This window comes from Algoriphagus sp. (assembly GCF_030694375.1).
GTDB lineage: Bacteria > Bacteroidota > Bacteroidia > Cytophagales > Cyclobacteriaceae > Algoriphagus.
Genome location: NZ_JAUXYL010000024.1, coordinates 29,163 through 51,455, shown reverse-complemented (window position 1 = coordinate 51,455; position 22,293 = coordinate 29,163). Strand labels below are relative to the sequence as shown.

General features: G+C 42.0%; 22 protein-coding genes. 18 read left to right on the top strand and 4 right to left on the bottom strand.

What is annotated here, in order from left to right; translation table 11 throughout:
* Positions 1-43: 43 nt before the first annotated feature.
* From Q8M62_RS09270 to Q8M62_RS09260, 3 genes are read left to right on the top strand one after another with little or no spacing between them, the layout of a single operon-like run.
* Entirely contained in the window at positions 44-634 is a 591-nt protein-coding gene (locus tag Q8M62_RS09270) for a LemA family protein (RefSeq protein ID WP_092733095.1), read from the top strand.
* Between the two features lie 2 nt (positions 635-636).
* Positions 637-1,071, top strand: coding sequence for a TPM domain-containing protein (locus Q8M62_RS09265; RefSeq protein WP_304901455.1), 435 nt, complete (start codon positions 637-639; stop codon positions 1,069-1,071).
* The gene (locus tag Q8M62_RS09260; RefSeq protein WP_304901454.1) at positions 1,052-1,867 is read left to right on the top strand and encodes a YgcG family protein; all 816 of its coding nucleotides are present in this window, start codon (positions 1,052-1,054) and stop codon (positions 1,865-1,867) included. The genes Q8M62_RS09265 and Q8M62_RS09260 overlap by 20 nt, the downstream gene beginning before the upstream one ends.
* Before the next feature lie 103 nt (positions 1,868-1,970).
* On the opposite strand, the gene Q8M62_RS09255 is transcribed toward Q8M62_RS09260, so the two are convergent.
* A complete protein-coding gene (locus tag Q8M62_RS09255) occupies positions 1,971-2,393 on the bottom strand; it encodes a nucleoside-diphosphate kinase (RefSeq protein ID WP_304901453.1) in 423 nt (140 codons plus the stop codon).
* A 186-nt stretch (positions 2,394-2,579) separates the two neighbouring features.
* Between Q8M62_RS09255 and Q8M62_RS09250 the strand changes: the two genes are divergently transcribed.
* Genes Q8M62_RS09250 through Q8M62_RS09235 form a run of 4 tightly spaced genes read left to right on the top strand, consistent with a single transcriptional unit; the run spans position 2,580 to position 5,729 of the window.
* A complete protein-coding gene (locus Q8M62_RS09250) occupies positions 2,580-3,614 on the top strand; it encodes a bifunctional oligoribonuclease/PAP phosphatase NrnA (RefSeq protein ID WP_304901452.1) in 1,035 nt (344 codons plus the stop codon).
* A 42-nt stretch (positions 3,615-3,656) separates the two neighbouring features.
* Positions 3,657-4,583, top strand: a complete 927-nt coding sequence (locus tag Q8M62_RS09245; protein ID WP_304901451.1) for an FKBP-type peptidyl-prolyl cis-trans isomerase — start codon at positions 3,657-3,659, stop codon at positions 4,581-4,583.
* Between the two features lie 42 nt (positions 4,584-4,625).
* The gene (locus Q8M62_RS09240; RefSeq protein WP_304901450.1) at positions 4,626-5,177 is read left to right on the top strand and encodes an FKBP-type peptidyl-prolyl cis-trans isomerase; all 552 of its coding nucleotides are present in this window, start codon (positions 4,626-4,628) and stop codon (positions 5,175-5,177) included.
* A gap of 3 nt (positions 5,178-5,180) precedes the next feature.
* Positions 5,181-5,729, top strand: coding sequence for an FKBP-type peptidyl-prolyl cis-trans isomerase (locus tag Q8M62_RS09235; protein ID WP_304901449.1), 549 nt, complete (start codon positions 5,181-5,183; stop codon positions 5,727-5,729).
* An 11-nt stretch (positions 5,730-5,740) separates the two neighbouring features.
* Here the strand turns inward: Q8M62_RS09235 and Q8M62_RS09230 are convergent, their stop codons facing one another.
* Positions 5,741-6,337: an isoprenylcysteine carboxylmethyltransferase family protein gene (locus Q8M62_RS09230; RefSeq protein ID WP_304901448.1), complete on the bottom strand. Its 597-nt coding sequence runs from the start codon at positions 6,335-6,337 to the stop codon at positions 5,741-5,743.
* Between the two features lie 34 nt (positions 6,338-6,371).
* Between Q8M62_RS09230 and Q8M62_RS09225 the strand changes: the two genes are divergently transcribed.
* Both Q8M62_RS09225 and deoC read left to right on the top strand, forming a co-directional pair.
* The gene (locus Q8M62_RS09225) at positions 6,372-7,580 is read left to right on the top strand and encodes an NAD(P)-dependent oxidoreductase (protein ID WP_304901447.1); all 1,209 of its coding nucleotides are present in this window, start codon (positions 6,372-6,374) and stop codon (positions 7,578-7,580) included.
* A 7-nt stretch (positions 7,581-7,587) separates the two neighbouring features.
* A complete protein-coding gene (gene deoC / locus Q8M62_RS09220) occupies positions 7,588-8,256 on the top strand; it encodes a deoxyribose-phosphate aldolase (protein WP_304901446.1) in 669 nt (222 codons plus the stop codon).
* Here deoC and Q8M62_RS09215 read toward each other — a convergent pair.
* The gene (locus Q8M62_RS09215) at positions 8,253-9,362 is read right to left on the bottom strand and encodes a Na/Pi symporter (protein ID WP_304901445.1); all 1,110 of its coding nucleotides are present in this window, start codon (positions 9,360-9,362) and stop codon (positions 8,253-8,255) included. The genes deoC and Q8M62_RS09215 overlap by 4 nt on opposite strands.
* Positions 9,363-9,605: 243 nt before the next feature.
* On the opposite strand from Q8M62_RS09215, the gene Q8M62_RS09210 reads away from it, so the two are divergent.
* The 5 genes from Q8M62_RS09210 (at position 9,606) to Q8M62_RS09190 (ending at position 15,936) form a co-directional block, all read left to right on the top strand.
* Positions 9,606-10,742 (top strand): hypothetical protein, encoded by a 1,137-nt coding sequence (locus Q8M62_RS09210; protein ID WP_304901444.1) that lies wholly within the window; start codon positions 9,606-9,608, stop codon positions 10,740-10,742.
* Between the two features lie 8 nt (positions 10,743-10,750).
* Entirely contained in the window at positions 10,751-11,194 is a 444-nt protein-coding gene (locus tag Q8M62_RS09205) for a nucleoside deaminase (RefSeq protein WP_304901443.1), read from the top strand.
* 106 nt (positions 11,195-11,300) lie between these two features.
* On the top strand, positions 11,301-11,906 hold the full coding sequence (locus Q8M62_RS09200; RefSeq protein WP_304901442.1) for a superoxide dismutase: 606 nt from the start codon (positions 11,301-11,303) through the stop codon (positions 11,904-11,906).
* A 213-nt stretch (positions 11,907-12,119) separates the two neighbouring features.
* Entirely contained in the window at positions 12,120-14,558 is a 2,439-nt protein-coding gene (locus Q8M62_RS09195; RefSeq protein WP_304901441.1) for an outer membrane beta-barrel protein, read from the top strand.
* A gap of 55 nt (positions 14,559-14,613) precedes the next feature.
* On the top strand, positions 14,614-15,936 hold the full coding sequence (locus Q8M62_RS09190; RefSeq protein ID WP_304901440.1) for a serine hydrolase: 1,323 nt from the start codon (positions 14,614-14,616) through the stop codon (positions 15,934-15,936).
* A gap of 76 nt (positions 15,937-16,012) precedes the next feature.
* Here the strand turns inward: Q8M62_RS09190 and Q8M62_RS09185 are convergent, their stop codons facing one another.
* Complete coding sequence (locus tag Q8M62_RS09185) at positions 16,013-16,477, bottom strand: MaoC family dehydratase (RefSeq protein WP_304901439.1); 465 nt, start codon at positions 16,475-16,477, stop codon at positions 16,013-16,015.
* Positions 16,478-16,674: 197 nt separating this feature from the next.
* Between Q8M62_RS09185 and Q8M62_RS09180 the strand changes: the two genes are divergently transcribed.
* From Q8M62_RS09180 to mtgA, 4 genes are all read left to right on the top strand, one after another.
* Positions 16,675-18,543 (top strand): DUF3857 domain-containing protein, encoded by a 1,869-nt coding sequence (locus tag Q8M62_RS09180; RefSeq protein WP_304901438.1) that lies wholly within the window; start codon positions 16,675-16,677, stop codon positions 18,541-18,543.
* Positions 18,536-20,470 carry a DUF3857 domain-containing protein gene (locus Q8M62_RS09175; RefSeq protein WP_304901437.1) on the top strand — a complete coding sequence of 645 codons (1,935 nt, stop codon included), beginning with the start codon at positions 18,536-18,538 and terminating at the stop codon, positions 20,468-20,470. Before Q8M62_RS09180 ends, Q8M62_RS09175 begins: the two co-directional genes overlap by 8 nt.
* Positions 20,471-20,565: 95 nt before the next feature.
* Entirely contained in the window at positions 20,566-21,360 is a 795-nt protein-coding gene (locus Q8M62_RS09170) for a class I SAM-dependent methyltransferase (protein ID WP_304901436.1), read from the top strand.
* A 6-nt stretch (positions 21,361-21,366) separates the two neighbouring features.
* Positions 21,367-22,062, top strand: a complete 696-nt coding sequence (gene mtgA / locus Q8M62_RS09165) for a monofunctional biosynthetic peptidoglycan transglycosylase (RefSeq protein WP_304901435.1) — start codon at positions 21,367-21,369, stop codon at positions 22,060-22,062.
* The last annotated feature ends 231 nt before the right edge of the window (positions 22,063-22,293 follow it).

Sequence of the window (22,293 nt, the reverse complement as noted above, 5' to 3'; positions counted from 1 at the left end):
AGAATCCGTGTAAGCAATCGTTAAAAAACACAACCTAGAAACTATGAAAAAATTTCTTATCCCTGTTGCAATTATTGCCGTCTTGGGTATATACCTATATACTAAGGCTGTTGGAAGTTACAATCAATTTGTCCAAGCGGAAGAACAAGTCAATGGACAATGGGCTGAAGTGGAAACCCAATACCAGCGTCGGGCCGACTTGATTCCCAATTTAGTGAACACCGTAAAAGGATATGCGGATTTTGAACAGGAGACGCTCACAGGGGTGATTGAAGCGCGCTCAAAGGCCACTTCCATGACTATTGATCCCACCAACCTGACACCGGAAAACCTTGCTCAGTTTCAGCAAGCTCAGGATCAACTATCCGGCGCACTGAGCCGATTACTCGTGACCGTGGAGCGATACCCTGATTTAAAGGCCAATCAGAACTTTCTGGAACTTCAAGCCCAACTCGAAGGAACTGAAAACCGAATTGCGGTAGCGAGAAGAAATTTTAATGAATCGGTCGTCGCATACAATGCTAACATCAGAACTTTCCCGAACAATATTTTTGCCGGATGGTATGGTTTTGAGACCAAAGGAACATTCAAAGCTTCTGAAGGCGCTGAAAATGCACCAACTGTTCAATTTTAATCATGGCTGAAAAATTATTTTCTCCGGAGGAAAAAGCTCAGATCACAGCTGCAATTCAAGCTGCTGAGACTCGAACTTCCGGAGAAATCCAAGTTCACATCGAAAACCACTGCAAGGGCAATGTGCTTGACCGTGCCGCAGAGGTATTTGAGACGCTGAAAATGTATCAAACCAAAGACAGGAATGGCGTCTTGTTTTATTTGGCGGTAATTGACCACAAGTTTGCCATCCTCGGAGATGTAGGAATCAATGCAGTAGTCCCTAAAGATTTTTGGGAAAAGGCCAAGGACTTAATGGCGGATCACTTCCGTCAGGGGGAATTTACGCAAGGCCTTATGGCAGGTATACACCAAGCCGGAGATCAGCTGGGAGCACATTTTCCCTTTGATGAATCCGGCAACAAAAACGAACTTTCGGATGAAATATCTTTTGGGTAAAGCCCAAATTCAGGTATCAGCACTATTACTTCTTGCTACGGGATATGCGTTTGCACAGGATTTCCCTCCCGTACCCAATCCGCCGAGATTAGTGACGGATTTTACCGGAACGCTATCCTCTGACGAAATTGGCCGGTTGGAGCAAAAACTGGTAGCCTACAATGACAGTACTTCTACCCAGATCGCTATCGTGCTGATGCGCTCTACCGGTGAATATGAAATCGCGGATTATTCCCAGCGCCTAGCCCAGGCATGGGGAATTGGCGGAGCTGAAAATAATAATGGGATTCTGATTTTGGCAGCGATGGACGATCGAAAGGTCTTCATTGCAACAGGATATGGAATGGAAGGGGCTGTGCCCGATGCCTTGGCCAAGCGGATTGTAACTAATTTAATTCTTCCCAATTTCAAAATGCAAGCCTATTATCAAGGTCTGGATCAAGCCACAGACATGATTTTCAAATTGGCATCCGGAGAGTATAAAGCAGAAGATGTCGAATCGGACGGAGATCACGGCGGAGCATTTTTTCTTCTATTGCTGTTCATTTTCATTTTTGTGATCCTTCCATTGATCAAAAACCGAAAAGACAACGATAACCACATGGGAGGAAAGGGAGGAGGCATTGATCTTTGGACCACCATTATGCTGGCCAATATGCTAAAGGGCTCAGGTGGAGGCAAATTCGGTGATTTCTCCTCGGGCCGTGGGTCTTTTGGAGGCGGTTTCGGTGGCGGCGGATTTGGCGGTTTCGGCGGTGGATCTTTCGGCGGAGGCGGAGCAGGTGGAAGCTGGTAAAACGCCTTTCCTTTTTGACAAAAGACAAAAAATTCAAGACTTAGGCATAAAAAAAAAGCGCTCAATCGAGCGCTTTTTTAGCTTTTGCTTGACCTTAACTTAATTAAAGTACTCGCTCAGTCTGAGAAAAGTAGAAGCTTCCTTCGATTGCCGCGTTTTCGTCGGAGTCAGATCCGTGCACCGCATTTGCCTCGATGGATTTTGCAAAAATCTTTCTGATCGTACCTTCAGCAGCATTGGCAGGATTGGTAGCACCGATCAAAGCGCGAAAATCTTCTACTGCATTGTCCTTCTCCAAAATTGCAGCAATGATTGGCCCGGAGGACATATACTTGCATAGATCCGCGTAGAAGGGTCTTTCTTGGTGAACCTCGTAAAATTTACCTGCTAATTCAGGGGTTAATTTGGTAGCTTTCATTGCCACAATTTTGAAGCCCGCCTCTTCAATCATTTTCAGGATAGCTCCTGAGTTTCCAGCCTCGAAAGCGTCCGGCTTAATCATCGTGAAAGTTCTGTTACTTGCCATGGGATGTTTTTTATCTTGGTTTAATTTGGCCGCAAAAATAGGGGATTTCCCTGCATTTTTCTGCCTATGTCCTGTAATTCTGTCCTATTCATCTAATTTTCAGCCGGATGTCGTCTTTGGGATTTCTGGAAAAATTGCAGACATTTGCAGGCCACTAGAGCCAGAAGTGCTGCTGAAATGATATTAATGGAAGCTTTAGACTTGTTTAAAAAAGAACTTTCCTCTCCCAAGAAAATATTCATCACTACCCATGTGAAGCCTGACGCAGATGCCTTGGGTTCATCTTTGGGTTTGGCGAATTACCTCATCAAGAAAGGGCACGAAGTGACTGTAGTAACTCCTACTGATTACCCTTCTTTTCTTACTTGGATGAAGGGCAATGAAACGGTTCTTGACTTCAGTAACTCGGAGCATCAGGCTTTAGCCTCAGTTCGATTGGAAGAAGCCAATATGATCTTTTGCCTTGACTTCTCAGTTTTAGGAAGAGTCAATGAGTTAGGGGAGATGATCAGAAAGTCCGATGCTTTTGTGGTCAATATCGATCATCACCAGGACCCGGAGGATTTTGCGGATTTCAGATATTGGAGCACCAAGGCTGCCGCTACTTGCGAGTTGGTGTACGAACTGATTGTGGAATTGGGTGACAAAGACTTAATCGATAAGGACATTGCAGATTGTCTTTATGCCGGAATTATGACCGATACGGGAGGATTTCGCCATCCGAATACCACCAAAAATGTTCATTTGGTCGTGGCTGAGCTTATTGAAAAAGGAGCTGATTGCTCTCAGATTTCCAATTGGATCTATGATTCCAACTCGGTCAACCGACTCAAATTTATCGGTTTTGCCATTACACGGAGATTGGTCGTTCGCGAGGATTTACATACGGCTTACTTTGTGATCAGTAAAAAAGATCTTAAAAAATATCAAAGCCAAACCGGGGACACAGAAGGATTGGTCAATTATGCCTTATCTTTGGATGGAATCAAGGTTGCTGCCTTATTTTCAGAGCGGGAAGATGGGATAAAAATATCGTTCAGATCCAGTAGTGATGTAGCAGTAAATAAATTTGCTGCGTCCTATTTCAACGGAGGCGGACATAAGAATGCCGCCGGAGGAAAGTCTGATTTGAGCCTGAAGGAAACCGTTGATCTATTTGAATCACTCGTTGAAAAATGCCAAGATGAATTGTTTCATTCCGAAACATTAACTGCCGGATAAAACAGGCACAGAAATAAAACACAGAAAATTCCCCTAACCTTTATGAAAAATAGCAAAAGCCTGTTGGCAATCCTCGTCCTGATGTTTGGAGCGAGCACTATGTCTTCCTGTCAGAAAACAAAAGTCACTGAAAAAGACGCAATCGAGTATAAATATATTAAGCAAGGATCTGAAAAAGCTCCCAACGGAGATTTTCTCCTTTACAACTTGGAAATCGCCACAGCCAGTGACTCGGTGATTTACAGTACTATTGACCAACCTTTTCCAGGTTACCTAATGGCAAATGATACCTTGACTCCTCAGAATGGAATGGATGAAATATTCCTGGCTTTGAGAAAAGGGGACTCCATTTATTTTGAATCCACTGCTAAAATTATCTTCAGTGGCAACCAACCTCCATTTCTGAAAGAAGGTGATGTGGTTAAAGTCAAATTGGGGGCATTTGATATTAAAACGGACTCTGCAATGCAGGCATTTTATCAGGAAGTCATGATGAAAGAGCAGACGAAAAGTGTGGAAAGAGCCAAAACACTTTTGGTAGAAGAAGGTAAAACTATCGAGGCCTATGCCTCAGAAAAAGGACTTAAGGTACAAAAGACCGAAAATGGCCTGTATTATGTAATTGAAAAAGAAGGAACGGGTGAAGTTACTACTCCGGGGACGACCATGTATGTTAACTATGCAGGTTACCTATTGAACGGGACATTGTTTGATACTTCTTGGGCAGAAATCGCCAAAGCAAATAATATTTTCAGCGAAGGCAGACCATACGAGCCACTTTCAGTGAATGTAGGAATGGGTCAGGTGATCCCAGGATGGGATGAAGGTCTTATGTTGTTGAAAAAAGGATCCAAGGCAAAATTCTTGATTCCTTCGCCTTTGGCATACGGTGAAGCCGGAGCTGGGGCAATGATTCCTGCCAACTCCATCCTCATCTTCGACGTAGAAGTGACCGACGTGCAGAAATAATATTTCTAAAGTAGAGTAAGAAATTAAACCAAACCAGAACATATGAACTACCGACTGATCGCTTTTGCAGCTTTGCTTTTGGGTGCCATTTCTGTTGTATCCTGTATTGACCCTGATCAGACTCAAGAAGTGATTCTTGAAAAAGATAAATTGGCAATTGAAAAATACATTTCAGAAAACCCCTTCACATCTGTAAAGGAGTACAAAGAGGAAGTGGAAGGTTTTTATATGTTCTGGGAGGTTGCCAATGAATCTGGAGCAAGTGTCGTAAGAGGAGATACAGTCTTTGTGAATTACACCGGTAAATTGCTCAACAAACAGGTCTTTGACACCTCCATCGAACAGGTTGCCAGAGATAATGGTATTTTTGCAACTAACCGAACTTACCAGCCTCTAAAATTCCGCCCGGGGTTCAACTTTGCAATTGTAGGCTTTGAATTTGCCATATCGCTAATGAAAGAGGGTGAGAAAGCTACTGTAATTTTCCCCTCAAGGCTCGGATATGGCTCTCAGCCAAGCGGTCCTGTTCCGGCAAATGCTCCCCTGATATTCGAATTGGACTTGACAAGAGTAAAAAAGGTACCACAAAACTAAACCATGATTAAAAGACTGATTCCTATTTTGGTTTTGCTGGGCATGTTTTCCATGATGGCATGCGAGCCAAACAATCCATTCAATACAGGTCCTGCCTACGATGTTGAAGCAAATCTAAAAATTGATAACGCCAAAATTGCTGGATACCTTGATACTGCACGTATCGACAGCTTGTACCGGATTCATGACCCAAGTGGGGTGGTGATCATTGTGCAAAAGGAGGGAGTGGGAACAAGGCCCACTACGAACACGGTTATCTATACCGATTACACGGGGTATCTTTTTGACAAGAAGATATTTGATACAAGTATTGAAAATGTGGCGCGGGAAGCAGATATTTTTAATGATAAAGTGACCTATACTCCATTTCAATTTGTGTTCAACACTGGTTCTGTAATTCAGGGTTGGGATATCGCATTCCGAAGGTTAAGACCTGGCTCTAAAGCAGTCTTTATAATACCTTCTCCTTGGGGATATCGAGATAGAGAGCAAAACCGAATTCCGGCAAATTCAGTTTTAGTTTTTAAAATTGATTTTCTGGGAATAGATTAAAATGAAGGGGCTCAGCCCCTTTTTTTATGGATTTTAGGGAAAAAGGGAGGCACTTCTTTTTTATACTCCCGATAGCGTTCTCCGTAAAGAGAAATCAGATTTTTTTCTTCAAAATAAATTCCGAGGGGTAAATACAAGATCAGACAGCCCAAGTGGATTAAAGAACCCATAGTCCCAGAAACCAAAAAATATCCCGCAAATACCAGTAGAAGTCCAAAATAAAGCGGATGTCTTACCTGTGAATACATCCCTGAGGTGATCAATTCCGGATTTGATTCCGAAATCTTCTCGGGGAGAATTCCCAGAAATGATTTCATTGATACTTGCTTGAGTGATCGCAGCAGAATGATCACACCGGCTGTAGCGATCATGTATCCGGCATATTGTCCAAACTGCGTTGCGGGATAGACCAGTTCTACAGGCAAAAAAATTGCCTGTACCAGAATTGCAACAAATAGAAGGGTCGATAAAATAGAATAGAACAATCTGTACCATTTGTAGCGCTCGGGCCATTTCGCCTTCAAAATTCTTTTTAACTTGGAAGCTGCAAGGGCAGTGTGAAGAAAGTAAAACAGTCCCCAACTAAGGACCATGAGTAGATTTGACATTTGCGAAAATTAAACCCGGTATACCAGAATTTTTATGAAAATCGGAATAATCCGTGAAGGAAAGAACCCGCCGGACAAAAGAACTCCTTTTCCTCCAGGGCAACTAAAAAGCCTAAATGAGCGCTTTGGAGATCAATTGACTTTTATCGTTGAATCCAGTCCTTCTCGCTGTTATTCTGATGATGAATACAGGACTTCGGGAATTGAAGTAGCTGATGATATCTCCGATGCAGATGTGTTCTTTGGCGTCAAGGAAGTTCCGATTGAAAAGTTGAATCCTGATAAAACGTATTTCTTTTTTTCCCACACCATCAAGAAACAGCGCTACAACAAAAATCTTCTCCGGGCAATTTTAGAAAAAAATATCCGGCTCATTGATTATGAAGTGCTCAAGGACGATCAAGGAAACCGGGTAGTAGCTTTTGGGCGCTGGGCTGGAATTGTCGGGGCATACAATGCCTTCTGGGCTTATGGAAAGAAAACCGCCCTATACGATATCAAGCGGGCTTCGGAATGTATGGACCTTTCCGAATTGAAGCTTGAATTGAAAAAGGTACAGCTCCCCCCTATCAAAATTGTAGTTACTGGTTCCGGTCGGGTAGGTAAAGGAGTGAAAGAAATACTTGAGGTATTGAATATACCGGAAGTCGAAACGCATGAATTTTTGCATTTATACTTCGAAGAGCCTGTATTCACAGTCTTGAGCTCGTCGGATTACAACAGAAGAAAAGCTGATGGGGCGTTTGATCGAGAGGAGTTTTATTCATCTCCTGAGCTGTATGAAAGCCATTTTTTAAAGTTTGCAGAAGCAGGCGAAATGTTGATTGCTGCAGCATATTGGGACCCTGATGCGCCTAGATTGTTCAAATTGGAAGACATCAATTCTCCGGATTTTGCCCTTTCGGTGATTGCAGATGTGACCTGTGACATTGGGGGTTCGATACCGACCACACTTCGGGCTTCGACTATCTTGGAACCAATCTATGACGTGGATCGGGCAAGCGGAACCGAAATTCCGGCATTCGGAAGTCAAACCAGTATTTCGGTCATGGCGATTGATAATCTCCCCTGCGAACTTCCGAGGGAATCTTCGCTTGAGTTTGGCAAGCAGCTCGAACAATGGGTGGTCCCGGCTTTACTCGAAGAAAATTCCCCTATTTTGGAGCGGGCCACAGTTGCACGGGATGGAGATTTAACCCTGGAGTTTATGTACCTCAGGGATTTTGTGGATAACATTGAATGAAAATAGCATGAACAATTTGAATCGTTTTTTGGAATCCACACTGCTGCGACCGACCATGACGGGCCATGAGGTGGACCAATTAATCCAAGATGCCGTTGAGGAGCAGTTTATTGGAGTCTGTGTTCCTTCCTTTTGGGTAAAAAAAGTAAAGCGGGAACTCCGGGATCAGGATATTCAAGTGGTGACAGTGATCGGGTTTCCCTTTGGATTTGAAGACACTGCGACTAAAGTTGCCGAAACGAACGAGGCAATCAGACAGGGTGCTGACGAATTGGATTTGGTGTGGTCACAGACTGCCTTTCACTCGGGGATGAACTGGCCCAAAATTGAAATCGCGCAGATTGCCAAAATTTGTCATGCCGAAGAGCGAATCCTGAAGGTGATCATTGAAACTGCCTATTTGAACCCCGAACAGCTTCGGGAAGCTTGCATGATCTGTCAGGATGCCGGAGTAGATTTTGTCAAAACCTCTACAGGATATGCCCCATCAGGAGCCAAAGTGGAGGATATCAAACTTATGCGGGAGACCCTTTCCTCCGCAATTGGAATCAAGGCGAGTGGTGGGATTAAAACATTGGAGTTTGCCCTTGAGCTGATCAAAGCCGGGGCAGACCGGATAGGCACAAGCTCTGCAAAAGCAATTATGGAAGCCTATCGGAACGCCTCTCAAGCCTAATCCCTACTGAAATAAATCAGCAGGAAAGGAATAATAAAGAAGGTCAGCAGAATATATGCAAATCCGAAAATTCGATGTGTCACGGAGGTTTTCCCCATCCACTCAGCCAGTTTTACCGGAATATTTCTGACTTCTGGGAAAGGTAAAAAGATCAACGCTCCGATCGAATTGAATAGCACATGGGCGAAGGCCAAGGCAATGGCAGCCTCGGTTTTATACATTGCAGCGATGACAGCGGTGATGGTTGTTCCAATGTTGGCTCCGATGATAAAAGGGAAGGATTTAGCCAAGCTTACCTTACGATTGGCAACTAAAGGGACAACCAGACAAGTCGTCACCGTACTGGATTGTACTGCGGCCGTAAAAAATATGCCGTAGATAAAAGATACTGCCGTATTTTTAAAAATGATTTTGTTAATGTCTTCAAAAGTATCCAAAACAAAAGTTTTGTATACAGAGGTAGACATGACTTTAATAGAAAAAAACACCAGGAAAATTGCCAATAAAGTGGACACAAATGGGATGTTGATGTGTTCAACGATCCACTCTGTGGTTCCGCGTGTGAAGGTTCGATTATATTCAAAAGTACCGGTGAACTCTTTATCAGACACAAAGAGTTTTGCCAATTTTTCTGCGGTATTGGACAAAAAATTGAAGTATAATTCCAAAGGGAACAGAATTATCACATTGAAAATATTAAACACGTCATGAGAAATTCCTGAAGAAAGCGCTCGCTTAAATTCTTTCTTTCTGGTGATAAAAGTGAAAGAAACCAGTGTCGAAGTCAGCGTGGTTCCAATATTTGCCCCAAGAACCATCGGTACGGCCTGCTGTAAGGTCATATTACCGGAGGCCACAATTGCCACAATACTTGCCGTCACCGTAGAGCTGCTTTGAATCAAAGCAGTCACCAACAGTCCTACAAATAAGCTGATAAATGGATTTCGGGTGGCCTGAATAATTTCTTTAGCGACATCGTTATTCAACTTCCCCATCGCCACCGTGAGCAAGTCAATGGCAAAAATGAACAGCAAAAGGGAAAGAAATACAATCAGATAGTTTCTGATCTTGCTCTTGGTTGTTTTCTCTTCTAACAGTTCTTCCATTTATTTTAACAGAATACGCCTAGCTTGAGGCTTAGAATTCAAATCAGATCAATTTTTTTATTTCAGTGATCTCAGAAGAAATTCAAATTTAACTTAGAAATTCAGGTCAAAGTTGAAGTTTTTTCATGATTTGCAAGTCGGATTTGCCCTGAAAGTGAAGGATTTTCACTTAGTTAACAATTTGTTAACATTGGATGCAGATAACTTATTTAATTTTGTGCCCAATCTCCCACTAGCCTCAACATGGCCAAGAAAACAGCAATAGATCAAAACATCAATCAGGAAAAACTTTCTAAGAAAACCTATTCCCTTTTTGATTTTACCAAAAGTGAGCGCCCTTTTCTGATTACTGTTTGTATTCTGGTATCCATAGCAGGGTTGATTACTCCCTACACTTATGCTGCCATGTGGTTTGGCTTTGCTTTGGCGGCCTATTCTGCCATTGCTAATGACAGTATTCAGACCATAGGTACATTCATCGCCTCCAACAACAAGAAGCCTTGGTATTTGCTTTGGCTCTTTATGGGCTTGATATGGGTTGGGACGGTAAGTTATAGCTGGTTTTTTTATGCTGGGGATGTGACCTATCAGCGTCTCAGTGTGCCTGGTCTGGAAAAGGCACCGGAGAGTTTTGTGTTTTTACAGCTCGCTGCGCCAATCGTTCTTTTGGTGATGACCCGTCTCCGAATGCCGGTGTCCACTACCTTCCTCTTGCTGAATGTCTTTACCTATAAAGCCGGCACTATAGTAGATGTCATGTTCAAAAGCTTCGTCGGGTATCTTTTGGCCTTTGGTCTGGCAATGGTGGTTTGGTTCCTCCTGGAGCGGTTTGTAAAAAATTACCTAAAGGGTCAGGCTGCTTCCTATTGGATTTATTTACAGTGGATTACATCCGGAGTGCTCTGGTCTGTATGGATCATGCAGGACGCGGCAAATATCGCAGTGTTCCTTCCACGGCAGCTCAATGCTGTTGAATTCTCCGTATATGCAGGTTTTGTATTTCTCGGGCTTGGATTTCTCTTCTACATGAAAGGAGACAAAATCCAGGAGATTGTCAATGAAAAATCAAATGTCACGGATGTCCGTGCAGCAACCATTGTGGACTTGGTTTATGCCGTGATCTTGTTTTACTTCAAAATGTACAACAATGTTCCTATGAGTACCACTTGGGTGTTTATTGGCTTGTTGGCAGGAAGGGAATTGGCCATTGCTTTGGGGAAACACGGTAAGGCTAAAAAGCGAAATGCCTGGCTGGTAAGAGCTTTCCGATTGGGAAGAAAAGATATTTTTAAAGCCCTGATTGGACTAGTAGTCTCTTTGATCTTGGCCATTATCATCAACAAAGGAGTACGGGACGAGATTCTGGCATTCTTTCAATAACTGAAAATTTGGAACTTTACACCCACGAGTATTTCATGAATGAGGCTTTGAAACAAGCCAAAATCGCCTTTGATGAAGGAGAAATACCCGTGGGTGCCGTAGTCGTTTCAAAAAACAGAATCATAGGCAGAGCCTACAATCAGACTGAAAGGCTCAATGATGTCACCGCACATGCAGAGATGCTGGCAATTACGGCCGCCGCAAATTCCCTGGGTGCCAAATACCTGACTGAATGCAGACTCTATGTGACATTGGAGCCTTGTCCGATGTGTGCAGGCGCCTTGTATTGGTCGCAGCTCAGTGAGTTATATTTTGCCGCATCAGATTCGAAGCGGGGCTTTAGGCAGAGTAATCCTGCCATGCTTCATCCCAAAACACAGGTTTTTTCCGGGATATTGGCTGCGGAGTCAGAGAGACTGGTTTTGGATTTTTTCAAAAAACTGAGGGAGTAAGCCTTTTTTTGGCATTAAAGAACCTTTTTTTGCTTAGGTGGGTTGACAAACCAGAGTCTAACGACTTATTTCAATAAAATTCTTTAACTCAAAACCTAAAAATAATATGGCTTTTACACTTCCCGCTCTACCTTATGCTTTTAATGCTTTAGAGCCACACATCGATGCAAAAACCATGGAGATCCACCACGGAAAGCACCACAACGCCTATGTAACCAATCTAAACAATGCCATTGCTGGCACTGACTTAGAAGGTAAATCTCTTGAAGAACTGATTAAAGTTGCCGGCTCAAATGCAGCTGTCAGAAATAATGGAGGAGGACATTGGAATCACAGTCTTTTTTGGCAAGTAATTTCTCCAAACGGAGGAGGATCACCTTCCGGTGAACTTGCTGCTGCAATTGATGCCAAATTTGGATCATTTGATGCCTTCAAAGAAACATTCAACAAGGCTGCCGCTACTCGATTTGGGTCAGGATGGGCTTGGCTATGTGTAGATACAAAAAAAGAGCTTTGCGTTTGCTCTTCTCCAAATCAGGATAATCCATTGATGGACGTATCTGATTGCCCAGGAACACCAATCTTGGGGCTTGATGTATGGGAACACGCCTACTATCTGCATTACCAAAACAGGAGACCGGATTACGTAGCTGCGTTTTGGAACTTAGTCAACTGGGATGAAGTAAGCAAGCGTTTTGCCGCTGCCAAATAAGGTAAACCTGCCTGGAAATACAGATCCCCGGACTTGTTCGGGGATTTTTTATGTCCTAAACCGAATAAAATACTGTACGGATTTGAGACATGTATAGTACATAGAATAGTATAAAAGTGCCTTAATGGCTTTTTTAAGCTTATTAGTAGGCTTGGCACTTCATTTTCCTATAGAGTTGGCATATCGAATTGACTAAGCCAATCTATTATTCAAATGAAAACTACCAACTTCCTTTTTCTATCCATGCTTATTTATTTTCTGGGAATAAGTAATCTGGCAGCCACTCCAAAAGAAGTGGCAAAAATTACCGGAAAAATTGCCAACCAAAAGGGAGAAGCGGTCCCTTACGCCAATGTTGCTCTCGTACAATTGGACGGCGCATTGGTAGATGGAGCTGTTTCCGATGAAAATGGGAACTTCCTGATCGAGTCTACCAAATCCGCTAAAGTGAAACTCGTAATTTCTTCGATTGGGTATGTTTCCTTTAGTTCAGAGGCTTTTGATCTTTCTCCGGGGATTAATAAAGACTTCGGTTCCTTATCCATCTCAGATGAAATGACGGGTTTGGATGAGGTGACTGTCAAAGCCTCGAGGCCGGAAATTATTATCCAGCCAGACAAAACCATAATCAATGTAGAAGGGACGATCATGGCTGAGGGTTCAAATGCCCTGGATGTCATCGGCAGATCTCCTGGAATCTACGTGGATCAGGATGGAACTATCAACCTGAATGGACGGACTGGGGTCACGGTGATGATCAACGATCGCCCAACCTACATGAGCGCGACAGACCTCGCCAATTTTCTCCGATCGATGCCTGCAGATAATATAAAAAGTATCGAAGTGATCAATAATCCTACCTCCAGGTTTGACGCAGAGGGTGCAGCGGGTGTGATCAACATCCAATTGAAAAAGAACAATGTGGATGGGGTCTTCGGGAATATTCAAGTAGGAGGACAATACAACGGTCAGTTTGCGCCCAATGCAGGAATGACACTGAATGTGAAAAAAGGGAAATGGTCTACAAACGGAACACTCAACTACAATGAATATGCAGTCTATAATGATATAGACATCATCAGAAACTTCAGACTAGCCGAAGGCCAATCCAATTTCAATCAGGATTCAAGAATAGCTTCCCGATACAAGACGCCATCATTTAACGGAAGTGCCAACTACGAAATCAATAAAAATCAAAATCTTGGGCTGAACGTACAGGCATCTAATTCCTCGGATGTCAATACAAGTTCATCGGGTACAGTCATATCCAACCCGGGACAGGATTTTAACAGCTATATCGAGTCTTTCAATGATGCAAATGGAGAAAGAAACCGTTTGTTTACCAATCTCCACTATGATGCAAAGCTTGATACTTTAGGGAGCAAAATTTCAGCAGATGTCGATTTTACAATCATGGACAGCGAAAGCTCCTCGCTTTTGGATAATAGCTTTTGGTCAGAAAATGATCCGACGGGTTCTGCAAATTCCAATAAAATCCAGACATTAAACGACATGTATTATACCATTTTTACTGCTAAAGTAGATTTTACCAAGGCATTGAAGGGTGGGAAAACAGTTGAAACGGGAGTAAAAGGAAGCTGGGTTGAGTCTGATAATAATCTGGATTTGAGTAGAGCAGAAAACGAAGGCCCTTTTGAGCAAGATCCAAACTCTAACCGCTTCGTCTATAACGAAAATGTCCTGGCTGCTTATGCTGCTCTGAAAGGCTCGTTTAACACGAAATTAAGCTATCAGGCAGGATTAAGAGGTGAATATTCCGATATCGTTGGAAACTCAGTGACCCTGAATCAGGTGAACAAACAAAGTTATTTTAATCTGTTTCCAAGCTTCTTTGTTCAGCATAAGGTAAGTGATAACTATCAGATCGTCTACAACGCAAACAGACGAATCACACGACCAAATTACAGATTACTAAATCCATTTGTCTACTACATAGATCCACTGACTTCGGAGCGGGGTAACCCGCATTTAACACCACAGTACTCCACCAATTTTGAGATGAATCATGTGGTGAAAGGATCCTATCAGTTTACGTTTGGATATAGTGTTACCGAGGATGCATTTATGCAGGTCTTTGAACAAGATCAGGCAGAACGGACCACTACTACCTTTACCGATAATTTTGACCAGACCCGAAATGCCAATTTCCGTGCAATAGTGCCTGTTGAAATAAAAAAATGGTGGACAACCTCAAACATGCTTCAGGTGAATTACAATCAATTTAAAACTCCGATTGGGGGCGATTTTCTGGATGTGGAGCAGGTTTCTTTTATGGTGAGATCGCAACAAAACTTCACCCTGCCTAAAGGATTTAAGTTTGAAGTAATGGGGATGTATCTTGGACCCCAGATTTGGGGCCAAGGAAGCATAGGAGGTTTTGGATGGGTAGATGCCGGTATCACCAAATCGCTGATGAAAAACCAGCTCTCACTCTCTGTCAATGGGACTGACCTTTTTAGAACTCAGGTCATCCGGGCCAATGTTCAGTTTGCGGAGATTGATACTAATTTTCGTCAATATCGAAGTAATCAGGGCCTGAGATTTACGCTGAGATACAACTTCGCCAAGGGAGAAAGCTTCCGAGTACGATCCAATACGGGAAGTACCGAAGAGCGCAATAGATTGGATTAATAAAGAAACCTCTCCATTTTGGAGGGGTTTTTTACATTTCTAAATTTCAATAATCATGAAGTCAGCTTTTATTTCGACAATCCTTTTCTTTGGACTTGCCTTCCATCCTTCCTTTTCACAGGTACAAAATTTTACAAGACTGAATCAGTTTCTTGATTCGCTGGAGATTCATGACAAGTTTATGGGGACAGTGCTTTTAGCATCTGAAGGAAAGCCTGTATTCCAAAGAGCCATAGGATATGCGGATTTGGATAAAGGATTAAAAGCAAATATCGAAACACATTATCGAATCGGTTCTATTTCCAAAATGTTTACTGCTGTTTTGGTTTTGCAAGCCGTGGAGGATGGGATCCTCAGCTTAGATCAAAAGCTGGCTGATTTTTATCCCCAAATCCCCCATGCCGAAAAGATCACGATGAGTATGCTGCTCCAGCATCGGACTGGAATTCACAATTTCACCAACAATGCTGATTACCTAAGCTATCATACCAAGCCACTTTCGGAAGCTGAATTAGTGGAGATCATAGTGGCAGGAGGAAGTGATTTTGAGCCTGATGCTAAGGGTGACTACAGCAATTCTAATTTTGTGTTGCTGACTTTTATTCTGGAAAAAATCAATGAAATGCCCTTTTCGCAGCTTTTAAAAACGCAAATTTCAAATCCCTTGAATTTAAAGAGTACTTATGTATTTACAGGGATTGATCCTTCCAAAGGGGAGGGATATTCCTACAATTTCGATGGAAAATGGATGAGAGATGTCGAAACAGACCCAAGTATTCCTTTGGGTGCAGGGGCGATCACTTCAGACGTCAATGATTTAAACTCCTTTATTTATGCACTTTTTGAGGGCAAGTTGATTTCTCAGGAAAGCCTAAAACTTATGATGGAGATCAAAGAAAATTTTGGAAGAGGGATGTTTTCTTTTCCTTATTCTGAAAAAAGAAGCTATGGCCACACTGGAGGAATCGATGGATTCAGGTCTTTTCTCGGATACTTTCCGGAGGAAAAAGTAACAGTGACAGTTCTCTCCAATGGATTGAATTACAATAACAATGACATCCTGATTGCATTACTGGATTCGTATTTTGGAAAAGATATTGTCCTGCCCAGCTTTCAGCAAGTTTCACTGACTACGGAGGATTTGGAGCGGTATGTGGGTGATTATGCCTCAGATCAGATTCCGCTGAAATTGACTTTCGTAAGAGAGGGGAATAAACTTGTAGCTAAACCTACAGGTCAGCCGGCCACAGCATTGGAAGCTACGAAGGAACACACCTTCGAGTTTAAGCCTGTAAATGCGGTCTTCCTTTTTGACCCCGAGAAAAAACAGGTGACACTGAAGCAAGGTGGCCAAAGCTTTGTCTTTAAAAGGCAATAATTAACCAGACAGCCGACCTCCTAAGAATCCGATAAGTTTAATTCTTTAGCGGGATTGATTAAACTGAGGATTAACCTCAATGGAAATGGTACAGGAAAATCAAAACACCGGTGAAAGCCGGTTTTTTTTGATCCTTTATTTCCAGTTTGACTTCAACTTCTGCTTTTACCGTACCGCGGAGGTTGGCTACATTTTTCAGTTTGGCTACAAGTCTTACTTCACTTTCCACAGTTACCGCCTGGGCAAATCGCAGGTTTTCGATGCCGTAATTGATCATCATTTTGAGATTTTCTACCCGAACGATCTGCTCCCATAGGTGAGGCACAATGCTGAGCGTCAGATAACCGTGAGCAATTGTATTTCCGAATGCTCCTTCCGCTTTAGCACGCTCAGGATTGGTATGGATCCATTGGTGATCGTGCGTTGCATCAGCAAAAAGGTTGATTTGCGATTGAGTGATTTTGAAATATTCAGAAGCCCCTAGCTCTTGACCATTGTGCTTTTCAAACTCTTCAAAACTGCCGATAACTGTAGGGTTCATGGAAATTGGATTTGGAAAAAATCAAAATAGCAGAGATTATTCGGGAAATCCAAAAAGCCCCTGTACCCTCATCCTCCAATTTTATTTAGGTAAAAACCAATAAAAAGGTATTCAAATGCAAGGGAAAAAATATTGACCTAATTCAGTAAAAATCAAAACTAATCTTCTATGTTTGACCAAGATTTTACCTGTTTCAAATGTTTAAATTTCTTTTGGGAGTCTTATTGATTACTGAGTTTATTGTGTCAAACGATAGTACTTTAATTTCAAAAGAGGCCCCATTTTATTCCACGCTTTCACACAGAAAATCCATCACCGTCCATCCTGATTTCACATATACTCATGTGGAGGAGCGAAGGCTAATTGTTAATTCGGCAGAGGGGCTTAATCATGCCTATACCCGGCTTTCATATGACAAGCTGAATGAAGTGAGAGGTTTTGACCTTGAGCTTAAGGATTTATTGACTGGGAAAACCCTCAAAAAAGCAAAGCTCAAGGATATGGGCGATGTCGCAGCTTATTCCTACTCAGATGTTTTAGACGACAACAGGTACAAATACTATGAATTGGCTACAGTCAAATATCCTGTCGAGGTGCTGATTCGCACCGAGATGTTCTCCAAAACCAACTATTATATCCCTACTTGGTTTCCAATTTTGTATTACAATCAAAAAGTACTAGAAACTACTTACACTATAAGCTATCCCTCGGAATTTGGTCTAAAATATAAAGAAATCAACCTTTCTGGAGAGAGGACTCAAACAGAATCCGCTGGAGTCACTACCATCAAATGGATTGCAAAGGATCTACCGGTATTGGCCAAGGGTCATGACCCAAATGACGTTCCGACTTTACTTGTTGCCCCGGTTAAATTTGCCATGGATCAATACCATGGAGAAATGGGAGATTGGGCAGGTCTGGCACTTTGGAACCATGAACTGAACAAGGGAAGAGATGAACTGCCGGATGACTTCAAAGTGAAAATCCAAAACTTGGTTGCTGGTGTGGACGATTCCTATGAAAAAATTAAAATCCTATACGGCTATCTGCAAAAAAACTTTCGATATGTCAGCATTCAATTGGGCATTGGTGGCTGGCAAACAATGACAGCATCAGATGTGATAAAATATGCTTACGGAGACTGTAAGGCACTTACCAATCTGATGAAGTCAATGCTAAAGGAGGTGGGGATTGCATCAAATTACACGTTGGTAAAAGCAGGACCACAGGCCTTTGACATACAGGTAGACATACCGGCCAATCAGTTTAACCATGTGATTTTACAGGTGCCTACAGCTAAAGATCCGGTTTGGCTTGAGTGTACGTCAAATCTTCTCCCAGCGGGATTTTTAGGGGACTTCACCCGTGACAGGCATGTCCTTGTGACCAATGAGAATGGCGGTTTTCTCACCAAGACTCCAGCTTATGATTCTGAGGAATGGAATTTGATCCAATCGGAGACTGAGGTGGTGATCGATCCTCAGGGGAACGCTTCAATCCATTCCCAGCAGCGACTGTACGGGAATTTTTCTGAGGAAATTCTTTCGGTAAAGAGTCGTCTGGATGAGCGACAACAGCGAGATTTTCTCAACAAAAACTCCTCCATTTCAGGGTTGATAGTAAAGGACTATCATATCGAAGTCGGGAGCGAAGATTCTCTTCCTCAATCTACGCTTACCTATTCGGGTGTGGTTCAAAAATTCACACAATCCACAGCCAAACGAGTGGTTTTGAAATCCTTTTTTGGGAAACTTGGACCAGATCACCTAGCCAACAAAGCCCTGAAGCAAGTGGATGAATATCGAATCGAACTGCCGGAAGTCTGGCAACTTGAGGGGGATTTTCCGACAGTCAGTATAGAGGAATCGAATTTTACAGGCTTGCTGCAGTTGAAAATGGATGGAAAAACTATTTATGTCCGTCGTGAAATTAGTATTAAGCTTCCAGAAAAACTGAAAAAAGAGCAAGAAACTGAGCTTTTGAAAAAGATCAATTCCGCATTTGATCGCACCATTCTTTTCTCAAAACCAACACTAAGTACTACTATTTCCCCTACCTATGAATAGGCTATTTTATACCCTGCTGACACTTGCATTCCCAATTTTGACCCTAGCACAAACTGCCAAAATGGGTGAAATCAACCAAAATGAAATTGACCTGAAAGCGGTCAGCTATGAACCGGGAGCCGGAGCTGTATTTTTGGTTGCTTCGGCCGAATCCCGGTTTTTCAGTTCGATATTAGAGACTCAGTATTTCTACCGGAAAAAAATTCTGACGGAGACAGGAAAAAGAAATGCTGATATCTACATTAAGTATTATACAGGAAGCACAAATGTCGAATTGGTTTCTGGCATTAAGGCGCAAATCACCAATTATGAAGGCACCGCCCCAGTAGTGACTGTTTTGGGAAAGGAAAGCATTTTTCTGGTAGATCTTGGAAGTGGTTACAAAGAGTATAGAATTTCTTTTCCAAATGTCCAGATGGGCTCAATTCTGGAATATTCCTATAAAAAAGCAGATAAAAATATTGAATTTCTTGACGGCTGGTCCTTTCAGAGAGATGTCCCCGTTATTTTTTCAAAATATCAAATTACCATGATTCCGCAGTTGGAATACAAAATGATTGGACAGGGAGAAAACTTCTTTCATAGATCAGAAAAATCTGATGCCAACGGAACGTACAGCTGGGTTCTAAGAAATCTTTACTCGCTAAAGGCAGAGCCCTATATGAAGAATTATCGGGACTATGTGGATCGAGTAGAGTTCCAACTTTCCCGTTATCAGCGGGCTGCCACTACATCTGGTCCTGAATGGACGGACTTTTTGACTACTTGGGAGATGTTGGGAGATAAAATGATTGAATACTACTCCACGAAAGGCTTCTATAGGTCGAACCCCTTGGAACGGGAAGTACTTTCCCTTGACTTGAGCAAAGGAACACAAAAGGAAAAAGCTGAATTGGCCTACTATTACATTAGAGATAATTTTATCAATGAGGGAGAGGATAGGATCTATACCAACCAGACCCTTCCACAACTTTTGAAGTCTAAAAAAGGGGAACCTGGCGAGCTGATTTTGGCCTATATGGGGATCCTCAAATCTCAGGGAATCGAGTGTAATCCCATCTTGATCGGAAGTAAGGGGTATGGCAGAAGTGATATTGTTCCTTTTCCATTTTTGAATCAATTTGATGAGATACTACTACTTGCCAATTTGGATGGGGAACTCCAATTTTTGGATTTGAGTGACCCTCATGCACCTTTTGGGTATGTGGATCTGGATAAGCACGTAAAGGCCGGTCTTTTAATTGAGAAAAAAGCGAGCAAGCTGATACCAATTGATATTCGGCACAATTCCAACAAGTTGGTATTTTCAACTATCAAACTGGATCAGGAGACAGGGGAGTTGGTCATTGATAATACGATTAGGGATTATTTCTATGAAGCACTGGCTTCAGTCCATCAGATTGAGTTCCTCAAGAAGCAGAACAAGCCTCTTGAAGAGCTATTCAATGAAAATTATGATGCATTTGAAATTCGAAATGTCAAAGTGGATAATCAGTTGGAAGAAAAAAACATGGTAAATATCAGTTTCCAATCCATTCTAAAAGGTGCTGTAGATCATGATTTGATCATTTTCAATCCTCTTCAGTTCTCAGATTTTTCAAAAAACCCATTTACTCAGGATTTTCGGGTATTTCCGGTAGATTTTGAATATGCTTTTAATGAAACCTATACGGCAAACCTGATTATTCCCGAAGGATACGAACTGGATGATTATCCAACTGATGAATCAATTACTATTGCAGGATCACCAATTTCATTCAACTATCAGACAGAAAATCTTGGATCAATTTTTAAAATCACGGCGAGGATTGAAGTGAAAAAACCCTTAATTCATCCGAACAGCTTTAGTGATCTAAAGTTCTTCATGGAAAGTGTGGCATCCAAACTTGCAGCACCTGTAGTCTTGAAAAAGGTTTCGGGTCCCTGACTTTTCGAGTTTAGACTAAACTTTTGAATATTATTTAGGCTAGCGAAATTTAATGCTTTTCGGACTAGAACCCGTATTTTAAGCAAAAAGCGTATATGGTGAAATACCTTCATGGATTCAATTCTCAAGAACAGCAACGCCTCATAGATCAGGCAGGTTTTTTGGCCCCCTTGATTTATCCCACGGTTGATTTCTCGGGGTGTAAAAAACTTCTCGAGATTGGTAGTGGTGTGGGAGCGCAGACCCGGGTATTGTTGGGGCTTTTTCCCCAACTGCAGATCACATCGGTGGATTTTTCATCCGCACAACTGGATAAAGCGAAAGAGAATCTGAAGGAATTCGAGTCCCGAATTACATTTGTGAATCAAGATGCAGAACGGCTGCAACTCAACGATAAGTTTGATTCAGCTTTTATATGCTGGGCATTGGAGCATATTTCCAATCCACTTGCAGTACTTCAGCAAGTGAGGTCACACCTGTTGCCAGGTTCAAAGATTCACATTACAGAGGTTTTTAACTCCACCTTTTACTGCAATCCCAAGTCTCCGTCAATGGATCATTATTATCAAAAATATAATGAGCAGCAATTAAGGTTTGGTGGTAATCCTGATGTGGGAAGTCAGTTGGGGAACTTGCTGTCTCAAGCAGGCTTTTGTGAAATTTCGCTCTTGCATAATGGGTTCCACTTGGATCAAAGTAATCCCGGAGAGTTGAAGCGATTCATTGACTTCTGGAAAATTTTGATGAAAAGTGGTGCGGGTGGACTGCTGGAAGCTGGTTTGGTCACCCAAAAAGACATAGATCAAATGGAAAATGATCTGGATCGAATTCTTGCTGATGAAAATGCAGTTTTTTTCTACCAATTTGTGCAGGCAAAAGCAACGGTTTAAAACCTTATGAAGATAGTTCGCTTGATTTGGAGATGGATATGGAAATCAGCCCTCTGGTTTTTCGGGATTTCGATTGGTTTAGTGATTATTTATCGCTTTGTGCCGGTCCCGATTACTCCGCTGATGGTTATCCGCGTTTTTGAGCAGGCTTTTGATCCTGATAAAGACGTGCGTCTATACAAAGACTGGGTTTCTATTTCAAAAATTTCTAAAAATGCACCCCAAGCGGTAATAGCTGCAGAAGATCAAAAATTTCTCAATCACAATGGCTTTGATATTGAAGCAATGGAGAAAGCTTGGGAAAACAATAAAAAGGGAAAACGGATCAAAGGCGCCAGTACAATCACTCAACAGACGGTTAAGAATGTTTTCCTTTGGCCAAGTAGAAGTTACGTCAGAAAGGGTCTCGAAGCATACTTCACGGTATTGGTTGAATTTCTTTGGTCCAAAGAGCGGATCATAGAGGTTTATCTGAATGTGATCGAAATGGGAGATGGGATTTACGGGATTGAAGCAGCTTCTCAAACTTTTTACAAAAAACCTGCAGCCAAACTCAATAGGAGCGAAGCTGCAATGATAGCCGCGGTATTGCCAAATCCCCGAAGGTGGAAACCATCTAAACCAACCGCTTATATAAGAGGTAGGCAGTCTTGGATTATGAGACAAATGAATAATCTTGAGCCTGTTGGATTCGGAGTTTGAAACTTGTGTTTTAAAGGTTAAAATATAATAATTTCGTCATTTACCTTTCTGTAAGGAATGGTGTTGCTCAATTGGATTTATGAGCAAAAAAATAAGGTAACAAGATTCCAAATTTTGTTTTAAAATTCTCAAAAGTGCTCCTGAAAATTTTGTTTCGTTTTTTTTTAGTATTTCTAGTAAAAATGCCCTGCAGAGGCTGTAATTGAGGATTAAAAAACGCAAGAAAAATTT

Bases quoted from the DNA above. Each gene is read 5' to 3' on its own strand.
- Q8M62_RS09270 (WP_092733095.1), top strand. From the start codon at position 44: ATGAAAAAATTTCTTATCCCTGTTGCAATTATTGCCGTCTTGGGTATA.
- Q8M62_RS09265 (WP_304901455.1), top strand. From the start codon at position 637: ATGGCTGAAAAATTATTTTCTCCGGAGGAAAAAGCTCAGATCACAGCT.
- Q8M62_RS09260 (WP_304901454.1), top strand. From the start codon at position 1,052: ATGAAATATCTTTTGGGTAAAGCCCAAATTCAGGTATCAGCACTATTA.
- Q8M62_RS09255 (WP_304901453.1), bottom strand. From the start codon at position 2,393: ATGGCAAGTAACAGAACTTTCACGATGATTAAGCCGGACGCTTTCGAG.
- Q8M62_RS09250 (WP_304901452.1), top strand. From the start codon at position 2,580: ATGGAAGCTTTAGACTTGTTTAAAAAAGAACTTTCCTCTCCCAAGAAA.
- Q8M62_RS09245 (WP_304901451.1), top strand. From the start codon at position 3,657: ATGAAAAATAGCAAAAGCCTGTTGGCAATCCTCGTCCTGATGTTTGGA.
- Q8M62_RS09240 (WP_304901450.1), top strand. From the start codon at position 4,626: ATGAACTACCGACTGATCGCTTTTGCAGCTTTGCTTTTGGGTGCCATT.
- Q8M62_RS09235 (WP_304901449.1), top strand. From the start codon at position 5,181: ATGATTAAAAGACTGATTCCTATTTTGGTTTTGCTGGGCATGTTTTCC.
- Q8M62_RS09230 (WP_304901448.1), bottom strand. From the start codon at position 6,337: ATGTCAAATCTACTCATGGTCCTTAGTTGGGGACTGTTTTACTTTCTT.
- Q8M62_RS09225 (WP_304901447.1), top strand. From the start codon at position 6,372: ATGAAAATCGGAATAATCCGTGAAGGAAAGAACCCGCCGGACAAAAGA.
- deoC (WP_304901446.1), top strand. From the start codon at position 7,588: ATGAACAATTTGAATCGTTTTTTGGAATCCACACTGCTGCGACCGACC.
- Q8M62_RS09215 (WP_304901445.1), bottom strand. From the start codon at position 9,362: ATGGAAGAACTGTTAGAAGAGAAAACAACCAAGAGCAAGATCAGAAAC.
- Q8M62_RS09210 (WP_304901444.1), top strand. From the start codon at position 9,606: ATGGCCAAGAAAACAGCAATAGATCAAAACATCAATCAGGAAAAACTT.
- Q8M62_RS09200 (WP_304901442.1), top strand. From the start codon at position 11,301: ATGGCTTTTACACTTCCCGCTCTACCTTATGCTTTTAATGCTTTAGAG.
- Q8M62_RS09195 (WP_304901441.1), top strand. From the start codon at position 12,120: ATGAAAACTACCAACTTCCTTTTTCTATCCATGCTTATTTATTTTCTG.
- Q8M62_RS09190 (WP_304901440.1), top strand. From the start codon at position 14,614: ATGAAGTCAGCTTTTATTTCGACAATCCTTTTCTTTGGACTTGCCTTC.
- Q8M62_RS09185 (WP_304901439.1), bottom strand. From the start codon at position 16,477: ATGAACCCTACAGTTATCGGCAGTTTTGAAGAGTTTGAAAAGCACAAT.
- Q8M62_RS09180 (WP_304901438.1), top strand. From the start codon at position 16,675: ATGTTTAAATTTCTTTTGGGAGTCTTATTGATTACTGAGTTTATTGTG.
- Q8M62_RS09175 (WP_304901437.1), top strand. From the start codon at position 18,536: ATGAATAGGCTATTTTATACCCTGCTGACACTTGCATTCCCAATTTTG.
- Q8M62_RS09170 (WP_304901436.1), top strand. From the start codon at position 20,566: ATGGTGAAATACCTTCATGGATTCAATTCTCAAGAACAGCAACGCCTC.
- mtgA (WP_304901435.1), top strand. From the start codon at position 21,367: ATGAAGATAGTTCGCTTGATTTGGAGATGGATATGGAAATCAGCCCTC.